The organism is Bacillota bacterium, from assembly GCA_018333655.1.
GTDB lineage: Bacteria > Bacillota > UBA994 > UBA994 > UBA994 > BS524.
On the sequence record JAGXTJ010000004.1, the window covers coordinates 1 to 19,695 of the forward strand.

16 protein-coding genes are annotated in these 19,695 nt (G+C 50.9%); 14 read left to right on the plus strand and 2 right to left on the minus strand.

The annotated features are described in order from the left end of the window. The first annotated feature begins 761 nt into the window (after positions 1 to 761). A complete protein-coding gene (locus KGZ92_00825; protein MBS3887829.1) occupies positions 762 to 2,033 on the plus strand; it encodes a hypothetical protein in 1,272 nt (423 codons plus the stop codon). A gap of 603 nt (positions 2,034 to 2,636) precedes the next feature. On the opposite strand, the gene KGZ92_00830 is transcribed toward KGZ92_00825, so the two are convergent. Beyond that, on the minus strand, positions 2,637 to 2,960 hold the full coding sequence (locus KGZ92_00830) for a hypothetical protein (protein MBS3887830.1): 324 nt from the start codon (positions 2,958 to 2,960) through the stop codon (positions 2,637 to 2,639). 71 nt (positions 2,961 to 3,031) lie between these two features. Then, on the minus strand, positions 3,032 to 3,418 hold the full coding sequence (locus KGZ92_00835; GenBank protein MBS3887831.1) for a hypothetical protein: 387 nt from the start codon (positions 3,416 to 3,418) through the stop codon (positions 3,032 to 3,034). A gap of 134 nt (positions 3,419 to 3,552) precedes the next feature. Between KGZ92_00835 and KGZ92_00840 the strand changes: the two genes are divergently transcribed. The 13 genes from KGZ92_00840 to KGZ92_00900 all read left to right on the plus strand — a co-directional run bounded on the left by KGZ92_00840 (position 3,553) and on the right by KGZ92_00900 (position 19,500). Beyond that, on the plus strand, positions 3,553 to 4,011 hold the full coding sequence (locus tag KGZ92_00840) for a hypothetical protein (protein MBS3887832.1): 459 nt from the start codon (positions 3,553 to 3,555) through the stop codon (positions 4,009 to 4,011). A 128-nt stretch (positions 4,012 to 4,139) separates the two neighbouring features. Beyond that, the gene (locus KGZ92_00845; protein MBS3887833.1) at positions 4,140 to 5,843 is read left to right on the plus strand and encodes a carboxypeptidase; all 1,704 of its coding nucleotides are present in this window, start codon (positions 4,140 to 4,142) and stop codon (positions 5,841 to 5,843) included. A gap of 113 nt (positions 5,844 to 5,956) precedes the next feature. Further along, positions 5,957 to 6,850 carry a putative sporulation protein YtxC gene (locus tag KGZ92_00850; GenBank protein MBS3887834.1) on the plus strand — a complete coding sequence of 298 codons (894 nt, stop codon included), beginning with the start codon at positions 5,957 to 5,959 and terminating at the stop codon, positions 6,848 to 6,850. Positions 6,851 to 6,904: 54 nt separating this feature from the next. After that, positions 6,905 to 8,068, plus strand: a complete 1,164-nt coding sequence (locus tag KGZ92_00855) for an MFS transporter (protein MBS3887835.1) — start codon at positions 6,905 to 6,907, stop codon at positions 8,066 to 8,068. Positions 8,069 to 8,202: 134 nt separating this feature from the next. Next, complete coding sequence (locus tag KGZ92_00860) at positions 8,203 to 9,549, plus strand: ABC transporter substrate-binding protein (GenBank protein ID MBS3887836.1); 1,347 nt, start codon at positions 8,203 to 8,205, stop codon at positions 9,547 to 9,549. After that, complete coding sequence (locus KGZ92_00865; GenBank protein MBS3887837.1) at positions 9,521 to 10,306, plus strand: ABC transporter permease subunit; 786 nt, start codon at positions 9,521 to 9,523, stop codon at positions 10,304 to 10,306. Before KGZ92_00860 ends, KGZ92_00865 begins: the two co-directional genes overlap by 29 nt. Further along, the gene (locus KGZ92_00870; GenBank protein ID MBS3887838.1) at positions 10,299 to 11,075 is read left to right on the plus strand and encodes an ABC transporter permease subunit; all 777 of its coding nucleotides are present in this window, start codon (positions 10,299 to 10,301) and stop codon (positions 11,073 to 11,075) included. The genes KGZ92_00865 and KGZ92_00870 overlap by 8 nt, the downstream gene beginning before the upstream one ends. Positions 11,076 to 11,079: 4 nt before the next feature. Continuing rightward, entirely contained in the window at positions 11,080 to 11,802 is a 723-nt protein-coding gene (locus tag KGZ92_00875; GenBank protein ID MBS3887839.1) for an ABC transporter ATP-binding protein, read from the plus strand. Between the two features lie 50 nt (positions 11,803 to 11,852). Further along, positions 11,853 to 12,545 (plus strand): nitrous oxide-stimulated promoter family protein, encoded by a 693-nt coding sequence (locus tag KGZ92_00880; GenBank protein MBS3887840.1) that lies wholly within the window; start codon positions 11,853 to 11,855, stop codon positions 12,543 to 12,545. Positions 12,546 to 12,833: 288 nt separating this feature from the next. Next, the gene (gene thrS / locus KGZ92_00885) at positions 12,834 to 14,747 is read left to right on the plus strand and encodes a threonine--tRNA ligase (protein MBS3887841.1); all 1,914 of its coding nucleotides are present in this window, start codon (positions 12,834 to 12,836) and stop codon (positions 14,745 to 14,747) included. 35 nt (positions 14,748 to 14,782) lie between these two features. Continuing rightward, a complete protein-coding gene (locus KGZ92_00890) occupies positions 14,783 to 15,082 on the plus strand; it encodes an MTH1187 family thiamine-binding protein (protein MBS3887842.1) in 300 nt (99 codons plus the stop codon). A gap of 372 nt (positions 15,083 to 15,454) precedes the next feature. Continuing rightward, complete coding sequence (locus tag KGZ92_00895; GenBank protein MBS3887843.1) at positions 15,455 to 18,700, plus strand: SNF2 helicase associated domain-containing protein; 3,246 nt, start codon at positions 15,455 to 15,457, stop codon at positions 18,698 to 18,700. Between the two features lie 353 nt (positions 18,701 to 19,053). Beyond that, a complete protein-coding gene (locus KGZ92_00900; protein ID MBS3887844.1) occupies positions 19,054 to 19,500 on the plus strand; it encodes a GNAT family N-acetyltransferase in 447 nt (148 codons plus the stop codon). Positions 19,501 to 19,695 lie beyond the last annotated feature (195 nt).

Sequence of the window (19,695 nt, forward strand, 5' to 3'; positions counted from 1 at the left end):
TTCTTTGTCTCTATTTTGGCAAGGCGAAAACTGTTGCTAGATTGCACTTGTTGGCCAGTGAGGGGTCCCAAAACACGCATTCTAAGAGTAGTGAAGGCTACTAAAATACGCATTCTCGCACAGTCTGACGTCCCTTTTGTTCTTATGATCTGCGTTGGTTGTATTCGCCCGCATCAGCTCCCTTCGTGATTCACCCTGCCCAATCAAGGGGCCACCGACTGCATTGGTTAGTGCTAACCTCTGGCGTAGCCTGTAGGAGCTCCCGTTCGTGTCTATTATGTAAGACTTGTGCGTCATGCGGTCGACAGTGGCCGCCGTAAGCATCGGATGGAAGCTCTGAATTACGTCATCCTTATGGCTATGTTGGTCTATATTGTCCTGCAAAGACGTGCACGCAAATCCCTCGAACATGCGGTCAAACCCTTGGCGATTGCCGGCGGGAAGACTACCTTTTCCCCTGCAGGCAGCAAAATCCTTGAGTTGCTCCGTCCCGTGAAAATCCTCTGCGTAAAAGAAGGTCGCACCGTCGTAAAACGGTTTCTGCCTGAAAATTATCATCGCCTTGCCAGGGTCTTAAACCAATCGGGCTTGGACTGGACGTGTATGTCCAACGACGAGGCCCATAATGTAACCCTCCGCGGCAATTTATGACATACGTAAATGTTGCACTTTGCTGTTCAATGGTGCGGAATATGAGATACAACGACTAACACGCCTGAAAACCACGGCATTGCCGCAGTTCAAAGCAAGGAGTGTGTTATGTGTTGAGAACCAAGAGGATTTTTGTGTTGTTCGTCTGCGCATTTTTAATTAGTGGCATATTTGGTGAATTATCTCATGGAAGCGCTTCATTAACAAAGCCACTGTTAACTTTCTCAGCGAATTATGACTCTAGTGTTAGCGGGATGGTGCACAATGATGATACGCCCATGATAGAGAATGCGAGAAGATACTCGAAGATATCAGGGGTTGTAAGTGCACGGTCTCGCAACAGACAAATTATTGAGGGAAGAATAATATCAGGTACTGGCTCTCAGGCATTTACGGCTGACGGAGAAATTGAGGTAGTACCACTCTCAAATAGATCGGAAGGATATATTGGAAACTTTACAGGTCTAATTAGTGATTCTCGGGAACACATCAATCTCACAGTGCATGCGTCACCGCGTTCAGGCGATATTCTTGTCTTTGTTACAGTTGGAGTTGTTTCGTCAGAGACTAGTGTTGACACCTTTGTGTTTGGCAAGCCCTTTGACGATATGAATGTCTTAGCAACCGCATATCGTGATAGGCACAGAAGATACGCTGAAGAACTTGGGAAATCATCAACACTTGCTCTGGCCACAAATTCATCGCCCTACAATGAAACATTGCGAGGAACCGGATACGGAGCGGGACGGCTATGGACGGGGGAATTAGTGAATATGGCTGCAGTGACATTCTATGCCCCTCTTAGGGTTGTTCCGCGCTCAAAATACAAGACATGGGTCAAAATAAACTCCAGCGAGTCGAACGCTCAGTATTTTATAAGAACTCACTATAATTTTGTAGGAATGCTAAGCACATGGGTTAGTGGCGCTACTTGCGAGATTGGCTCGAACCATCAATTTATGGAAGTTAGTGAGCCCGACCCTAGTAGCAGCATCGCTTGGACAGTACAATTGCCGGTTCCTTGGTTTGTAAACGGGTCTTTTTCGTGGTCCCCCTGGAACATTAGCATCCCACTATTTTCAATAAGGGCTACTCTGGAAAGACTGGCTGGCAGTCAATATAACGACATTGTCAAGTGGACGCATAACTATGGACGAAATGTCGATTGGAGCAACAATGGGCCAGCAGCAACTGCCGTGGGTTATGCAGGAATGAACTCGATCCATTTTCTGCACAATCCCGCATCGGAGCTTGCTGTAAATATGCACGCTCGGGGAACCGTTTCTTACAGTTTTCAACATCAAATTGGAGCCACGCTCTATGCTGGGGGCTTTACGGTTGCCACCCCAACAGTGGTGGCAACGATAACGGTTGATAGGTAGTGGCTATGACTCAGGCGGGGGAATTGCTAGAGGTAGCAAAACGGCCTAAAATATTTTCGGTAGCCCTATTCGCGGTGATTTTGTTGTCTAACTATGTCGTGACCTTGTTTGATACAGCCATTTCGGTGTTGAGCCGGGACGGAGCGCAGGTGCCGGCATTACAGTTTGTCAACATGGTGCTAGGTCCAGCTTTTCTCATTGTGTTCGTGCGGTTGTTCATACTGATTCTACAAAACTCATTATTTCTTGCGCCCTCCGAGTCATTTGTGGTCTCTTATCGGTACTTGGCACGCACAATGTTGCTCGTGGGTATGAGCCTGGCTCTCTCTACTTTAATGCAAACATATGGTCACCCCGCTATGTTTGTATTACCCCCCATGTATGCAGCTATGTCGCTAAGCGTCTGGTACGGTTCGCGTAGGGGCCGTGATATGCTGCAAAGTGTACTATACTATCTAGCGCTGCTGTTAATGGTGATGTCGTCAGCATACATTACGCCGATTCTTCATTATAGGAATGTGTTTTTTCAGGGAAGCCAGCTTATGACGTGGGTGGCATACGCATATTGCAGTAGGCATGCATCAACTATCATTGCTTGCCACACTAAATAGGTAGAACTTGCCTTAGCGTGCGCCACATCTCGTCGATTAGGAGGCCGAGCCGCCAAAAGGAAACTCCCTGCAGGCGGTGCTGCTCGGCGACGACGAGTTTGTCGACGATACTCACGGCTGTTTCTGTGTAAACAGAGACACCCAAGATTAACTTTTCTCGCGGCACGTCGATGAGGGCCATTTCTACTGCCTGTACTACGCGATGTAGCGGTTCGGGGCTGTCGCCGTAATCATGGGCCATGATGATAATGCGGTCGGCAAGGGCGCCTAGGGCGGCGTAATCATAACCGCGGTAGACGCTATTTGGCGGGTGCAAGGTTAGCCCAACTTTCGGCTAGAAAGGCTAAGGAGCCTGCAAACACAGGGTTTTCGCTTTCGCGTTGGTCACTACAATCTAGTAGCCACGTAGGAGATCTGCTTGCGCGGCAGCTGCTTAATGTTCAGTTTGTGGTAAATATCCTGGTGAGCGGCTTCCGGCGTGCCGGAGAGTCTGATGTGATGAATCTTGCCTAGACTATCTGTGAGTGTAACTGTCGAGCGTTGATGTGTAGACAATACGGTTATAATCGTCGACCAGCGGCGAGTGTCGCCTTCTTGGCGCAATTGTAGCTCTATGGCATTTAACAGGTGATAGGCCAAAACCGAGATGAATAAATGCCCTTCGGTACGAGACTCTTTTTGGTGATGAATCGGACGTAGGCCAAGATCCCTATGCCCTATTTCTTCGATATTGTTGATTATGGGACGATAAGCAATGTGGAGCTTAAGAGGCATATTGACCGTGTAGGGGTAACGATTTTCCGACGCGTCTGAAAGCCTTCTGCAGTCAATCGTGAGGTCGATATTCCTCTCTTGCGCGCCTTTTGCTCTAAGGGTAGACTATGGTTAGAATATGAGGGAGGTTTATCATGGAAGAGACTCTGATAACCATGCAAGAATGGCATAAGAAGCAGGCGGTGCAATGCTTTAACGAAACTTGGAATCTTATCGATAAGACGGACAGGACTCGTGAAGAGGATTTTAGAATGATTCACATGGCACATGCTTCACGCTATCACTGGAGAGAGGTGGGCACGCCTTTGCATTTCCTGCGGGGCGAGTGGCAGATAGCGAGAGTTTATGCCCTGCTCAATCTGGGGGAAAGTGCGCGTCACCACGCTGAGTACTGCCTAGCACTTTGCCTTAGCAACAACATAGGGGATTTTGATTTGGCCTTCGCGTACGAAGCATTGGCACGAGCACATGATATCGTAGGCGATCACGCGCAAAAAATACATTACTTAGGTTTAGCAAAAGAGGCAGCCGAGCAGATTGCCAAGCCAGAAGATAAATCCTACCTGCTTTCAGAACTGCAGTCCATCAGTTAACGCGAGGGCTGGTAGCCATAGTTGCCACAGCACCCGTCCCACGGACGGGTGCTTAATGTCTAGTTCTAGGCAGGATTTTACGCGTAACTAAAGAATGTCTTAGTAAAAGGCTGTAAGGGGGGCTCGCTTTGACCGAACGCGTAGCTATTAGCTTCGCCAAGTTTCATTTATATGACGAAATGACGGAGCATCTACACCAGTATGCTAAGCTTTATCCTGGTTTCTTTGCGCTGCAGTCGATCGGCAAAAGTCACGAGGGGCGCGAAGTGTGGGCGGCAACAATTACTTGCTTGGCCACCGGGCCGGCCGCTGACAAGCCGGCGCTCTATGTCGATGCCAATATCCACGCCGGGGAAGTTACGGGGGGAACGGCAGCGCTCTACCTCATTGACTACCTTCTCACCCAGTATGGGGTTAATGCACAGGTAACGAATCTTCTTAATACCCGCACTTTCTACATCTTGCCACGCATCAACCCTGACGGTGTCGAGCTTTACTTGACGACGCCCAAGCTTTTGCGCAGCAGTGTACGACCATACCCCGACTTCAGGCAGCACGAAGACCCGCCGGGCCTCCACGAGGAGGACATCGACAATGACGGGCAACTTCTGCGGATGCGTATACGTGATGATTTGCGTGGGGCATGGCGGGCAGATTATGTGGACCCACGCTTGATGGTGGAGCGTTCACTGCAAGATGCTGGTGTGCCTTTCTACCATCTGTTTTCGGAGGGCGTGGTGCGTGACCACTGCGGCAATCTCGTAGAGAGCGTGGAGTTACCGTTCCCACTGGTGCCGACCAAGTATGGACTCGATCTTAACCGCAACTTCCCCTCTGGGTACAGCCCGCTTACCGCGGGGTCAGGTCCGTTCCCACTTTCGGAGCCAGAGACTCGCAATCAGGTCGAATTTGTTAACAAGCATAAGAATATCGCGGGTGTAATTCTGTACCACACCTGGGGTGGAGTGCTTTTTAGGCCCCATAGCACCATACCTGACAAAGACTTTGCCCAAGGTGATGTCGCACTCTATGAAGCCATTGGACAACTTGGTACCGAGACCACGGGGTACCCGGTGGTGTGCTGCTACGGTGACATCTTCTCTGGGGTATTTGATGATTGGTGTTTCGAACAACTTGGTCTCTTGTCCTTTACGCCGGAATTATGGGACCCTGTAGGACGGGCCGCTCCCGAAGAAAAAGTCGACCCCTTGAAGAAAAAGACTAGCGCGGACTGGCGCAAGTTAGAGCTTAAACTACTGCAATGGAACGACCGAGAGCTTGCCGGTGAAGGCTTTGTGCCTTGGCGTGAATTTTCGCATCCTCAATTTGGCAAGGTGGAGCTAGGTGGCTGGAAGATCAAGGCTTGTCGGCAAAACGCACCCTTGCACCTTCTCAAGGGCGAGTGTCACCGCATGACCCTGTTTGCATTGGCATATGCACAGGCTCTGCCAGAGGTGCAAATTGATGAAATCAAGGTAGAAAAAGTAGCAGATAGTATGTACAGTGTGCATGCTGTGGTTTCGAATCGAGGGTATCTTTCGACCAATATTACTGAGCAGGCCAAAAAGCAGCAAGCGGTGCGCACGGATATAGTTCGTCTTGAATATCCACCTGAGGCCCTACTTATTAATTGCGAACATCAGTATGAAATTGGCCACTTGCAGGGTTATCATGCGGGGCAACAGATGTGGTTCTACCATGTCGCGCCCCCGCAAAAGGGCATGGTGCGCGTGAAGTGGAACGTGCGTACTAGTCTGCCTAGCACCTCGGTCACAGTGCAGTTAATCTCGCAAAGGGGAGGCACCCGTAGTCAGACTGTGACTCTCTGCTAGGGTTAACCGGTACTAGTTGTACGCGCGGCTTGCTTTTTATTGGCATTGTCCTTTCGTATAGCGCTTTTTGCCGTCACATATACTACTTCTGAATAAGAAGGGAGTGTGACCTTTTGGAAGTGCTGTCGATTGGCGTCACCGCTCCCACAACCTCCTTGCGCCACAGGCTGATTCGCGAACTTAAATTCCTCCTTGATGAAGGTGTAGCTGTAGATATACAAGAATCACGCGGTAGTTCATATCATAAGATGACCCTCTCCTTAGCGGCCGCTCCGCGCAGTGGTTTTTCCGTGGGAGATTTGCTTGGGCTAGGTAGGCAGTACGCGGCACATGTTTTGGCGGAGTACTTGCTTGAGGAGAGGGAGCAGCATCTTCTTCGGCAGCTAGTGGACAAGGACTGTAAGGGCTATGCAAGTGAGGAGCAAGCGAGGATACTCGCTTTGGCGCACAAGATTTTGCGCGGCGAGGGCAGAGTGCAACTGGGCAGGCACGCCAAGTTGCGCGAGAGACTCCGCGAGTTTTTGGAGAATCATCGCCATATCAACCCCGAAGGTTTTCTCCGTTTTCGCTGGCCACACTATTTTGAGGATCTGCGCCAAGTTGTGGCCCGGGCAGTTGACGAATATGCCGCAGAGAGGGAGTACCTGGAGTTTGTACGTCTTCTGCGTTACTTTGTCGAGATTCAAGAGCCGAAACTACCTTTAGTGCATGTTTCGGCCGACGCCAATGGCTTTTGCCAAGTGTATGACGCTACTTTTCGGCAGCTGTACCATGAATACCTGGGCAGCTTTGACGAGGAAGATGACCACGACGTCAGCTACGAAGACCTTGTCATTAGCGCGCTCATTACCATGGCACCCCGCCACATCATACTGCACCGCCACGGTTCGAGCAGAGCTGGGATGTATAACACCATTCGTCATATTTTTGACGCCCGAGCCACAGATTGTCACAGCTGCGAACTGTGCTTATCAAGTACGTCCTCTCCGCGGGAGAGTTCACCTTAAGTTCTTATCGTACAGCAGATATACGTAGTCGCTAGACAGATATGGAGGCCCAGCATGCCAAAGTTGCCCAGGGATTTATGGATAATTTTTATTTCCCTGCTATTTTTTTCTTCGGGACTCGGTCTCTACAGTGTTATTATGCCCGCCTACATCCGTGACCTCGGCGCCTCGTCGCTCGAGCTCGGACTGCTTGGTTCGCTAGCCATGGCTGTTAGCACCGCAGTCGCCTTGCCCGGGGGCATGTGGGCGGATCGTTTTGAACGCAGAAAGCTTATGATCATAAGCTGGGCCATGTGTATTCCAGTGCCACTGATTTTCGCCTTGGCAGAGCACTGGCTTTGGTTGATTCCTGGTTTTGTGCTATTTAATCTCTCGATGTTCAGCAATGCAGCCATGCAATCATACATTGCGTCAAAGTGCCCCCCTGAGACCCGTAGTTTTACCTTTACACTAGTGCACACGGCCTTTCCAATTGGCATGATTATGGCGCCTACCATGGGGGGTTTTTTAGCCGAGCAGTGGGGCATACGGTCTGTTTTCTGGGTAAGCCTGGCCTTTTACAGTATTTCTACCTTGGTTTTGACGCAGTTGTCGCCTAGCTACCCCGTAGGATCTAGAGCTAGGGTGGCAGTAGTGCTCGACCCCCGTTCATATCCCCGCCCGTTTTGGCAACTTGTGTTGACGTTTTCTTTAGTGTGGTTCATCATTTCCATACCGATGTCCTTCAATACCCCCTTTTTGCAGGATGTGGCGCGCTTTGACCTGTTGACCATCGGATTTCTAGGCTCTGTGGCCGCTATTGGCGGAGCTACTCTGACCCCTTTTATTGGTCGGGCTGCAGATAGCAGGGGGACTTGGCGCATACTAGCGCTCTGTTTATTTGTGCTCGCGTTGACCTTCATAGTGCAGCTCTATACTTCCGTTGTCAGTATTCTAGTTGTAGCTTTTTTCGTCCGTGGGGGCACAAACGTTGTTATGTCGCTCATGACGGCCTTAGTTACGGGGGCCGCGGATCCTAAGTCTATGGGGATGAGCTTTGCCCTTTACAACATGACGGGTGGGCTGGCCGCCACCTTGTCTCCCTACGTAGCTGGTTGGTTGTATGCCCGCCACCCTTCGTTTCCTTTTGTGGCGACCATCGTATTGGCAGTTTGTTTGGGGCTCTACTTTGTGGGGAAGGCGCAACCATCTAAGCACGAAAGCGGTGCCGCGAGCTAGATTTCGCACGGACAGCCATGCGGAACTAAGACATATGTATAGGTGTGGACTTGACTTTCCTAGAGAGCAATGCGTACAATAAATAAGAGTGAATATCATTCTCAAAATACGCAAACTTGAAAGGAGAGTTGCTCATGGGAATTAGACTGCGGGCTGCCCTAGCATGGGGCTTGATTACGGTCTTATTAGTGAGTTTTAGCATTGGTGTGGTGGATTCTGCCGCGCGAGCAATTGTAGTGACTGTCGACAATCGGCCGGTCGTTTTTGACGTTTCGCCAGAGATTGTGCGAGGACGAGTGATGGTGCCTATTAGGTCTATCGCGGAGATGCTTGGTGCAACGGTAAGCTGGGACGAAGTAAGCCGGACGGTACATATTCGTAAGAGCGCCACTAGTATCTCGCTGGAGTTAGGTGCGGCTGTGGCGCGTGTTGATGGGCAAGTAGTAGAACTTGATGTTCCGGCATTCGCTACTAGGGGACGCACTCTAGTTCCCTTGCGCTTCATTGGTGAAGTGCTAGGGTACGGCGTAACTTGGCATGAGCGCACCGCTCGCGTAGCTGTCATGACTAAGCTCAGCAGGCTCAACATGCTTGGTCCGATTGCTCCCCTCACTTTTCCCTTTTATCGTTTGGGCGAGGGGCAAATCGCTGCCTCTATGGCGCAGCAAACGCAAGTCCATATCGCGCGTACGGTCGATATGTTGAGGGCCCAGGCTATTGACCCGGGCATGCACTTTGCTGCTTTGCCTACCTACGTTGCCGCTAATCTTTACAACCGGGGCGTCAACCTTAGGCTGGTCAATGTTGCCATTTGGGGAAACCTCTACATAGTCGGCCTCGAGGGGCTTCCCGTACGCTCGTTAGCCGATCTTAGAGGGCGACGCCTCGTTATCCCCTCGCGGGGAGATACCCCCGATCTCGTTTTCCGTTTCTTAGCGGCAGGGAAAGGGCTTGACATTGCTAGGGACCTGCAGATCGATTATGTTCCCTCACCGATGGAGGCAGCAGCTTTGTTAGCGACAGGGCGGGCTGACCTAGCAGTTCTGTCGGAGCCTGCTGCAACTACAGCGCTGATGCGAGCCCAACAGGAAGGCAGGCGCTTAACGCGGCTGATTGAATTGCGCACAGTGTGGGGAGAAGTTACAGGTTCGCCTACACGTATCCCGCAAGCGGGCATTGTGGCCTTGCCTGCAGTCGTCGACCGCAACGACTTGATTCAAGCCTTCAGTGACGCTTACGATCAAGCAGCGCTGTGGGCTACTGCTAACCCAAATGAAATGGGCGCCTTAGCCGCGCGCGGAATAGAAGGCTTGCAGGGGCCGGCTGCAGCTAGTTCTTTGCAGTTTTCTGCGTTTCGAGTTATACCGGCGCGCGATGTTAGGGAAGAGATAGAGCTGTATTTCACCACCTTGCAGCAGATGTCTCCAGACATTATCGGCGGGAGATTACCAGATGCGCGCTTTTACTGGCAGCCGGATTAAACCGTATTACTTGCTTGGAGTAGTTGGCATGATGCTTGCATGGGAATTCTCTGCAGTAAGTTTGCCAGGCATTGTGCCACGACTTGCAGCAGTAGGCAGTAGCCTACTGCTGCTCGCACAGACTGGTGAGCTTTGGCGGCAGCTGGGTGTGTCGCTGCAAAGATCCTTGACAGGCCTGAGTTTTGGGGCAGCACTGGGCCTTCTGCTTGGCACGGCCGCTGGTCTGTGGAAGCCGGCCTACTACTTCTTTAAACCTCTAATGGGAACTTTACTTAGCTCCCCCGCCGTAGTAGTAGTGATGCTGGCCATGGTGTGGTTTGGTGTCGGATCTTTCATGCCCGTTTTTGTCACCGCCCTTTTTACAGTGCCTGTTATGTATGTCAGTGTGGTTGAAGGGATGGAGCTCGTAGACGCGGAAGTTCTCGAGATGGCTGCAGTTTTCCGCATCTCTAGATGGGCCCTGTGGTGGAACATTTACCTGCCCGCACTAGCAACTGCTGTTCTCACAGGTCTGGCCTTTGCTGCTGGCACGGCCTTTCGTAAAACAATTATGGCGGAGCTCCTAGGTAGCAACGATGGCATCGGCTACGCGATGGCGATGACGCGCTTTAACCTTGACGTAGCACGCCTCTTCGCGTGGGTAGCGATATGCCTATGTGTAGGTGTAGTAGTTCAGCGCCTTTTCGTTAAGCCCGTAGCGAGTTACCTGCGAAAATGGCGAGATGTGAATAGTGAATCAGGTGTGGTGCATGAGTAATTTTTGGAACGCGCGAAAGGTATTGCCCTTTCTTTGGATGGCCACCGGTGTAGTGGCATTTACAGTGGTTTGGCAGCTTATGTCTAACTCTTACGGCCCACTACTGGTGGCTACGCCCTCCGAGACCATGGTAGCAGTAACGCGCTTGTTGACTTCGCCGGCTACCCTTGCTGCCTTTGCGAGGACGCTCGGGCGAGTGTTGCTGGCCCTCGGGCTACAAATTGTCAGTGGCGTGGCGAGTGGGGTCCTAGCAGGCTTGTATCCTTGGGTTGAGGACCTGCTTAGACCAGTAATCGACGCCTTGGTTGCGGTGCCCCCTGTGGCGCTTACTTTGCTAGTCATCCTCATGTTCGGTAGCGGAGATTACCAAGTCGCAGCGACAGCGTTAGCTTTGGGCTTCCCGCTGCTCTATACAGGTACAGTTAGGGCGGTTAGGTCTGTAGATCGCAGTATGTTAGAAATGTTTAGGGCTTTTCGGCTACCTAGGACTACGCAATTGCTGGTTGGGTACTTGCCAGCCACCCTCTATGCGCTAATACCGAGTATTCTCCTCGCCACTGGGCTAACTCTGCGGTTAGTGGTCATGGCAGAGGTTATGGTGGGAGGCGGCAGCGGGATTGGGCAGTCCTTAAGTGAGGCCCGGGTGCATATGGCCACCGCAGAGATCTTTGCCTGGCTACTAGTGATGGCTGCGACGGTTTTAATGATTGAAGGAACACTTCTCTACTTAGTCAAAAGCCACCTTTTAAAGTGGCAGGCCCGGAGGTAAAGTGGTGATAGAGTTTGACAACGTATCTAAGTACTTTGGCAAGCGCAAAATTCTTGATTCAGTGTCATTCCGCCTCGATGAAGGACAGATTTTGGCCATCTTGGGGCCTTCTGGCATCGGCAAGACTACCTTGCTGAGGTTGGCTGCTGGCACAGTGAAGCCCGACAGTGGGCAGGTGCGCACCGATAAACAGCGCTTTGGCTTTATATTTCAGGAGCCCCGACTACTACCATGGCGAACAGCCTTAGCGAACATTACGCTGGTGCTACAAAACCGGGGGCTAAGTCGTGATGAGCAGAGGGAAATTGCCTCTACCATGCTGAAGCGCCTCGGACTGCAGGGCTTTGAGCAATACTACCCTGCAGAGTTAAGCGGCGGTATGCGGCAGAGAGTTTCTATAGCGCGGGCCTTTGTCATTGACCCAGAGCTAGCGCTACTGGATGAGCCTTTTACCGGACTCGACATCGGGTTAAAAATCTCGTTACGACAGATGTTGCTCGATCTCTTAACATGGCATCCCTGCGCCATGATGTATGTCACGCATGAGCCGCAAGACGCAGTGCTACTAGCTGATCGAGCTATAGTACTAGAGGGTAAGCCGGGCAGAATAGTGGCCAGCATGGACTTTGAGCGCCCGCGGGGCGAGAGAGACCAGGCCTACATTCAATACCAAGCTGCAAAGCTAACGTCAGTGCTTACCGCCACATCGCTGCCAGTCAGCAGCTAGTGTTACGATAAATCAATGTTCCCGCATGTCGGGTGGCGTAGAGGTGAATAATGCTGTCTCTGAAAAAAGTTTTGCTGATTGCCGTTGGCATGCTTTCCGTTGGCCTTGGCGTAGCAGGCATATTCCTACCCTTGCTGCCAACGACGCCATTTCTCTTATTAAGTGTTTGGTGTTTTTCTAGGAGTTCTGATCGGTTCTATGATTGGTTGATGAACCACAGAGTATTCCGCATCTACATCAGAGATTATCTCGAAAAGCGCGGCGTGCCTCTAAAAACTAAGGCTCTCGCTCTTGCACTTCTTTGGAGCAGCATCGCCTTTTCCGTTATCTCCGTCGTCAGTCTGCTGTATGTCAGATTATTGTTAGTATTGGTTGCGAGTGTTGTCACTTTGCACATATTAAAACTCAAGACTCTTATTCCGCGAGGAGATGCGGGACTCGTATCGGGGCAGCGGGCACGTGACCGTAAGGCCATCGAGTTGATGCTTAGGCTCTACTGCAAAAGCAAGCATCAGCCTAGCAATTCTCTGTGCTCTGCTTGTAGGGATTTGTTAGAATATGCCCATGGTCGCCTAGATCACTGCAAGTACTACCCGCGCAAAATAGCCTGTAGCAAGTGTCCTAGCTCGTGCTACAAGCTTAGCGTGCGACAAGAGATGCGAGAAGTTATGCGCTACGCAGGGCCACGCTTGCTGTACACCCATCCCATTGTCGCTTTACGTCAACTCGGCGTCAAAATGTAACTTGACAACCGGGTATTCTCTAGGTACGATATGTGAAAGCACTGACGGAGACCGCTTGGCATGGACTTTTAGAGAGAAGGATCTTTGGCTGTAAGTCCTTCAGGACATGGCATTACGCGTACCACTCCTGAGCTGCAACCGAAAAGGTTAGCCGTCTGGCGCACGTTACGCACCGAGAGTTGGGCCTTCGGGTCAAACAGGGTGGAACCGCGGGAATTAACCCTCTCGTCCCTGCTATGGCAGTGACGGGAGGGTTTTGTCTTTACAAAAAATAAGGAGGGAATTGTTATGGCACATATTTTGGTTACACTTAAGGATGGGTCAGCGCGCGAGCTGCCCGCCGGGAGTAGCGCCTTAGCCCTGGCAGAGGGGATCAGCCGCCGCTTAGCCAAGGAGGCTGTGGCAGCGAAAGTGAATGGCCAAGTAGTCGATTTACTACGACCCCTGCCTAACAACGCTACCGTAGAGCTGGTAACTCCCGATGATGGGGCCGAAGCCCTCGAAGTGCTACGACACACCGCTGCCCATGTCATGGCAGAGGCAGTTATGGAGCTTTTTCCTGGCACAAAGTTTGGTATTGGCCCTGCCATTAAAGACGGTTTCTACTATGACTTTGCGGTCAAAGAGCCCTTTAAGCCCGAAGACCTGCCGCGTATAGAAGAAAAAATGCGCGAGCTGGCGGCGAGAAAAGTTCCACTCGTGCGCCACAGCGTGAGTAGGGCAGAGTCTCTTAGTTTCTTTGCGGCTCGCGGTGAAGACTTTAAGGTAGAGCTAATCAATGATTTGCCCACAGACGTAGAAATTACCTACTATGAAAGTGGTTCCTTTGTTGATCTTTGTGCTGGCCCACACCTCATGGATACAGGGCTTATCAAGCACTTTAAGCTGCTCTCCTTGGCCGGTGCTTACTGGCGGGGAGATGAAAAGCGCCCCATGCTGCAACGCATCTACGGCACTGTATTTTTTAAGCAGGCCGACCTTGAAGCCCATCTCTTCCGTCTTGAAGAAGCTAAGAAGCGTGATCACCGCAAACTCGGTAAAGAGCTAGACCTCTTTAGCGTGCAAGATGAAGGCCCTGGTTTTCCCTTCTACCACCCCAAGGGGATGGTGGTGCGTAATATACTCGAAGATTTTTGGCGCAAAGAGCATCGCAAGGCGGGCTATCAGGAGATAAAGACGCCGCTAATCCTCAACCGCTCACTCTGGGAGCGTTCTGGTCATTGGCACCATTACCGTGAAAATATGTATTTTACCAAGATCGACGAGTTTGACTACGCTGTGAAGCCGATGAACTGCCCCGGGGCCATGCTGGTGTATCGCAATACTCTGCATAGTTACAAAGAGCTGCCTATCAGGCTATGCGAACTTGGTCTGGTGCATCGCCACGAGTTGTCAGGTGCTCTGCACGGCATGGCCCGCGTGCGTGCCTTTACCCAAGATGATTCGCACATCTTTATGACTCCCGAACAGATTGAGACCGAGGTAGCACGAGTCATTGCCTTAGTAGACAAGTTCTACACCATTTTTGGGCTCAAGTATCGCGTGGAACTATCTACTCGCCCCGCTAAAGCCATGGGGGATATTGTCGTTTGGCAAGTGGCCGAACAAGCGCTTGAGAGTGTGCTTAAGAGTCGTGAGATCAACTACAAACTCAATCCCGGCGATGGCGCGTTTTATGGGCCCAAAATCGATTTCCACATTGAAGACAGTATCGGTCGCAGTTGGCAGTGCGCGACGATACAGCTCGATTTCCAAATGCCAGAGAAGTTTGACCTAACCTACATTGGCGAAGATGGCGCTCGCCACCGCCCTGTCGTCGTCCACCGCGTTCTCTACGGTGCAATAGAGCGTTTCATGGCTATGTTGATCGAACATTATGCGGGGGCATTCCCCCTTTGGCTGGCTCCCGTGCAGGCCGTTATCCTGCCCATCACTGACCGCGCCAAAGAGTATGCCGAGAGCTTGCGCGAGAAATTCGAAGACGCCGATATTCGCACGGAGCTAGATGCCCGCAATGAAAAAATAGGCTTCAAAATTCGTGAAGCGCAGGTGCAGAAAATCCCCTACATGTTGGTTGTGGGTGACAAAGAAGTAGAGACCGGCACTGTTTCGTTGCGTACGCGCGAGGGCGGCGACCAAGGCAGTATGGAAGTTAGCGAGGTAGTAGCCAAGCTCAAGGCACAGGTAGCTGCCTACAAGTAACCATTGGCACATAAATAGATGAAGGGGGTACAGCGATGGCCATAGTCAACGTTTCGATTGCTCCGCTAGGTACCAGCAGCCCTAGCATTAGCCACTATGTTGCCGCGTGTCACCAGGTACTACGTCGTTACCCGGAGTTAAAGTGGCAGCTCACCCCCATGGGCACCATAATCGAAGGCGACCTGCCGCGCATTCTCGAGGTTATCGTCCTAATGCACGAAGTGCCGTTTGCTAAGGGTGCATTGCGCGTCTCTACCCTCATCAAGATTGACGATCGCCGCGACAAAGAAGCAACTATGGAGGGCAAAGTGCAGGCGGTAGAAGAAAAACTCTGAAACTCTAGGAGTAATGGTTAAGGTTCGAAGTAGCCGTCATGATGTCTTCGTAAGGTGGGTCGCTCGTAGGTCATGTCTACCGCGTTTAGCCTGCATGTTAAGCTTCTAATGCTTGTGCGTGGACTCGTTATGCGCTACAATACACAAGCATCGTTCTATCTTCCTCTCTTTTCCACGCCTCTGTGACCTCTGTGGTTGAAATCGTCTCCTAGACAAAGGCCGTCCGCAGGCGCGGGCGGTCTTATTGTCTTGCGTTATATAAGTGGTACAATGGGTATGGTCCTCTGTTGCGAGAGACAGGGGCATCCCACTGCGTGTTACTGTGGGATGGGTACTTAGATAGTTCGATAAAGTGATTGCGAGGGACTGCAGTTGTTATCCGATGTGAACATACTACAAGAAGTTTCTAGCAGGGCGACCTACACCAAGGGATGCAACTACTTTTACGGTGGGCGCGTCGTAGAGTTTACCTATGATGAGGCGAGCAATGATTTTCATGCTCTCGTGAGGGGCGAGTACGATTACGCAGTAGATGTTGCATTTGACGATGCTAATGTCCTATCGGGGTACTACTGTGAGTGCCCTGCCTCGAGAAGTTATGACGGGGCCTGTAAGCATGTGGTCGCTGTGCTCAAGACCATACAGAAATACTGGGGCAAGTACTATGGCAACGATGAGGCGCGGCTTCCGCAAGGGGTACGTAATTTGATGGCTTTCTTTGCGCAGGAAGTAGATACCAGAGAGCCCGCCTCCCGCCAACATCTCGAGGTCATCCTCAGGCCTACGCTCCGCATCGCTTCTAGTTATGGCACTCTACCGCAACTTGAGTTCACCATTGGCACTCGGGAGCGCATGTACGTTCTTAAAGATATTAAGAAGTTAATCGATGCGCAGGTATCTGGGCGCGAGATTCACTATGGCAAGAACTTTATCTACAAACCATACGAGATGTCTTTTGACGCTGTCTCGAAATCTTTGATGGACATGTTGTGCGCGACCTATAGGGATGAAATGTCGTTTGTAGAGTGGGGCAGGGCAGAGTCGCTAAACTCATTCAATGAGCGCTACTTTGCGCTAAGCAATACGAATCTGTGGCGCTTCTTTAAACGGATGAGCAATGACGATTTTGCCCTGCATCTGAATAGCGAGCGGATCATGACCAAGGTTCTAGAAAGAAGACCTGAGCTCATCCTAAGTGTAGAAACTACCAAGAATGGCATTAAGGCTAAGCTGTTGCCTGAGGGAGCAGTGCTTCTGGGTATAGATAAGGAGCTGCGCTTTATCTATTTTCAAGGCAATATCTACAAGGTGGATGCAGACTTCTCTCGCTATCTCGTGCCCCTCATGCAATGCTTTAGGGATCTCAAACACAAAGAGTTGAACATCCCCACCAAGCATGCTGGACAGTTTCTCGATACTGTAGTGCCGGCTCTCGAGACTATTGCAGAGGTAAAGCTCGATGGCGCTTTGCCAGAGCGGTTTTATAGGGAATCCTTAGAAACAAATGTCTATTTCGACCGACATGGTGATGGCGTAGGGTGCTGGATACGTTTTAAATACGGGGAGGTCGAAATTGACCCCACCGATCCTAAATCGAATGGGAGCCCTGAGGTCGATGGTCGGTTGCTGATTCGTGATTCTGCCAAGGAGAATCAGCCTATCGCTGTGTTAAACAGTTTTGGATTTGAGCGCATACAAAATGGCTGGCTTCTGGCTGACGAGGAGGCCACGTATGAATTTTTTCGCGCTGGAGTTCCTGAGCTAAGTGATATTTGCAATATGTACTACACAGATCAACTCAAGCGTCTAGGGCTCAGGAACCCCGGCAGAGTATCGGCCGGGGTGAAGCTAAACACGGAGAAAGGCCTGCTAGAGATGTCCTTTGCGTATGAGGGCATGGAACCCACGGAGCTTATTGCTCTTCTCGCCGCCTACAAGCTAAAAAAGCGCTACCACAGGCTAAAGGATGGCAGTTTTATCTCACTTGAAAGCCCCGAGTTCACCAGTACCGCCAATCTTGTTGAACAACTAGGGCTTACTTCTGCTGACTTAATCAACAAGGCGGTCGAGTTACCTAAATATCGTGCTATGTATCTCGATAGCATGACCAGGGAGACGACTGGTTTTAGCATAGAACGGAACAGCTCCTTTAAGCGCATGGTGCAGGATATTAAAGAACCGCAAGACATGGACTATCGTGTGCCGCAAGGAATTAAGGGCAGGCTGCGCGATTACCAGAAAACAGGCTTTAGATGGCTTAAAACGTTGGCTCACTATGGTTTGGGTGGAATTTTAGCCGATGACATGGGTCTAGGCAAGACCTTGCAGGTAATAGCGTTTATTTTGTCGGAGAAAGGTAACGATAACAAACCCTCGCTAGTCATTGCTCCGACATCTCTCATCTACAATTGGGAGGAAGAAGTGCGCAAGTTTGCCCCTGAACTTAAAGTTGTGGTCGTCTCAGGGCAGCCTAATGAGCGTCAGCAAAGATTTTCAGAGCTCGGCGAAGTCGATATCGTGGTCACTTCCTACGGCCTTGTCAAGCGTGACGTGGAAATGTACAGTTCTACCGAGTTCAAATATTGTTTCGTGGATGAGGCGCAACATATTAAGAACTCGCATACCCTGAGTGCAAAATCTGTGAAGAGGATTAAGGCCCAAGGGTACTTCGCACTGACAGGCACACCTGTGGAAAATTCGCTCAGTGAGTTGTGGTCAATTTTTGACTTTCTCATGCCGGGGTATCTGCTTAGCCAAGCTAAGTTCACGAGCACTTTTGACACACCAATCGTCAAGTATGGGGACAAACATGCCTTACAGGAACTTGGCAGGCATATTCGCCCGTTTATCCTGCGCAGGATGAAAAAGGATGTGCTTAAGGAACTGCCCGAGAAGATTGAAAGCAAGCTAATCTGCGAGATGACTAAGGAGCAGACTAAGCTATACGGTGCGTACATGTTCCGCGCGAGGCAAGAGTTTGAAAGCGAGGTCAACACGCACGGCTTTGAGCAGAGCAGAATTAAGATATTGGCGCTGCTGATGCGCCTGCGCCAGATTTGCTGCCACCCCTCCATGTTTCTCGAAGACTATAGCGGGGGGAGCGGCAAGCTCGAGGCCTTACTCGAGATTCTGACAGAAGGGCTATCGAGCGGACGCAGGGCCCTCGTGTTTTCACAGTTCACCACGATGCTAGGACTAATCGGTGAGGAACTGCGGAAAGAGAAGATCGACTTTTTCTATCTAGATGGGGCTACTCCTGCCGAAGAGAGGATGCGCATGGTCAACGCTTTTAATGCCGGTGAAAAGGCGGTATTTTTACTGTCACTCAGGGCGGGCGGCACAGGACTCAATCTGACGGGAGCCGATATGGTTGTTCACGTCGATCCCTGGTGGAACCCCGCGGTTGAAGATCAGGCCACCGATCGGGCCTATCGCATTGGTCAGCAGAATTCAGTGCAGGTCTATAAGTTGTTGTCGCGCAACACTATCGAGGAGCGAATTTATGAGTTGCAGGAGGCCAAAAGAGCTCTGATTGACTCTGTGATTACACCGGGGGAGAGCTTGCTTACTAAGATGAGCGAGGCAGAGATTCGGCAACTGTTTGTCGTGCCGTCGTAGTCACCGGGGGGTGCTGCATTCCCGTTGACACCTAACGAGCTGGCCTTAGTTTGGAGGTTGGAAGTTAGAAGTTAGAAGTTAGAGAGGGAAGGGTACGTTTTCACCACAGAGGCCCAGAGAAACAAGGTGTGTAATTAGGCAACTATACTCGTTCTATCTTCCTCTCTTTTCCACGCCTCTGTGACCTCTGTGGTTGAAATCGTCTCCAATTGAGAAACAGAAAGGCCTTTATTGTTGCCCTCGGTGTAGAGCTGCCTACCTCGTTATGCGTTGGTGGGAGTGCAGGAGGATATAGCGATGATCTACACGTGGGACGTGTGAAAATAACCAGTGTTAAGAGGGGTGGTGGTTTAGTGTCAACCAGTAGAGTTTCTCTGCGCAAAATAACTAGTGAAACAGTCAGGGAAATCTGTGCGCTCGAGGTCGGTGAACAGCAAAAAAACTTTGTCGCTGCGAATGCAGAATCCATTGCCGAGGCGTATTTTGACGAGTTGGCCTGGTTTAGGGCTATTTACTACGGCGAAACGCCGGTAGGATTTGTTATGTTGTCTATAAACCCCGAGGCGAACGAGTACTATCTCTGGCGCTTCATGATCGATAAAAAATATCAAGGGCATGGATACGGCAAACAGGCGATAGATGCGATCATAGAACATGTCAAGTCAAGGCCGCAGGCGCGCGAGTTGACGCTTAGCTGTGTGCCGGGGGACGGTGGGCCGGAAGAGTTCTATCAGAGGTTAGGCTTTCAGTTCACAGGCGAAGTCGACGACGGCGAAAAAGTTTATCGCCTGCTACTTTAGAGCCCCGTAAGCGAAGATAAAGTAGCAGTGTGATTGTGCAGATAGGCAGAACACTTATTTGGTGGTAGAATCCCGACTTTGACAGCAAACCCTTATGAAAAGGACCGCAAACCCTTGTGTACGCAGGCGGATGCGGTCTTTTTGTTTTAACCTAAATGTGTAGGGTAACGGCTCATTTTTTGACCGCAGCTAAAA

Coding starts and splice junctions, on each gene's coding strand:
- thrS (MBS3887841.1), top strand. CDS start 12,834: ATGGCACATATTTTGGTTACACTTAAGGATGGGTCAGCGCGCGAGCTG.
- KGZ92_00860 (MBS3887836.1), top strand. CDS start 8,203: ATGGGAATTAGACTGCGGGCTGCCCTAGCATGGGGCTTGATTACGGTC.
- KGZ92_00880 (MBS3887840.1), top strand. CDS start 11,853: ATGCTGTCTCTGAAAAAAGTTTTGCTGATTGCCGTTGGCATGCTTTCC.
- KGZ92_00855 (MBS3887835.1), top strand. CDS start 6,905: ATGCCAAAGTTGCCCAGGGATTTATGGATAATTTTTATTTCCCTGCTA.
- KGZ92_00835 (MBS3887831.1), bottom strand. CDS start 3,418: ATGCCTCTTAAGCTCCACATTGCTTATCGTCCCATAATCAACAATATC.
- KGZ92_00840 (MBS3887832.1), top strand. CDS start 3,553: ATGGAAGAGACTCTGATAACCATGCAAGAATGGCATAAGAAGCAGGCG.
- KGZ92_00870 (MBS3887838.1), top strand. CDS start 10,299: ATGAGTAATTTTTGGAACGCGCGAAAGGTATTGCCCTTTCTTTGGATG.
- KGZ92_00865 (MBS3887837.1), top strand. CDS start 9,521: ATGCGCGCTTTTACTGGCAGCCGGATTAAACCGTATTACTTGCTTGGA.
- KGZ92_00890 (MBS3887842.1), top strand. CDS start 14,783: ATGGCCATAGTCAACGTTTCGATTGCTCCGCTAGGTACCAGCAGCCCT.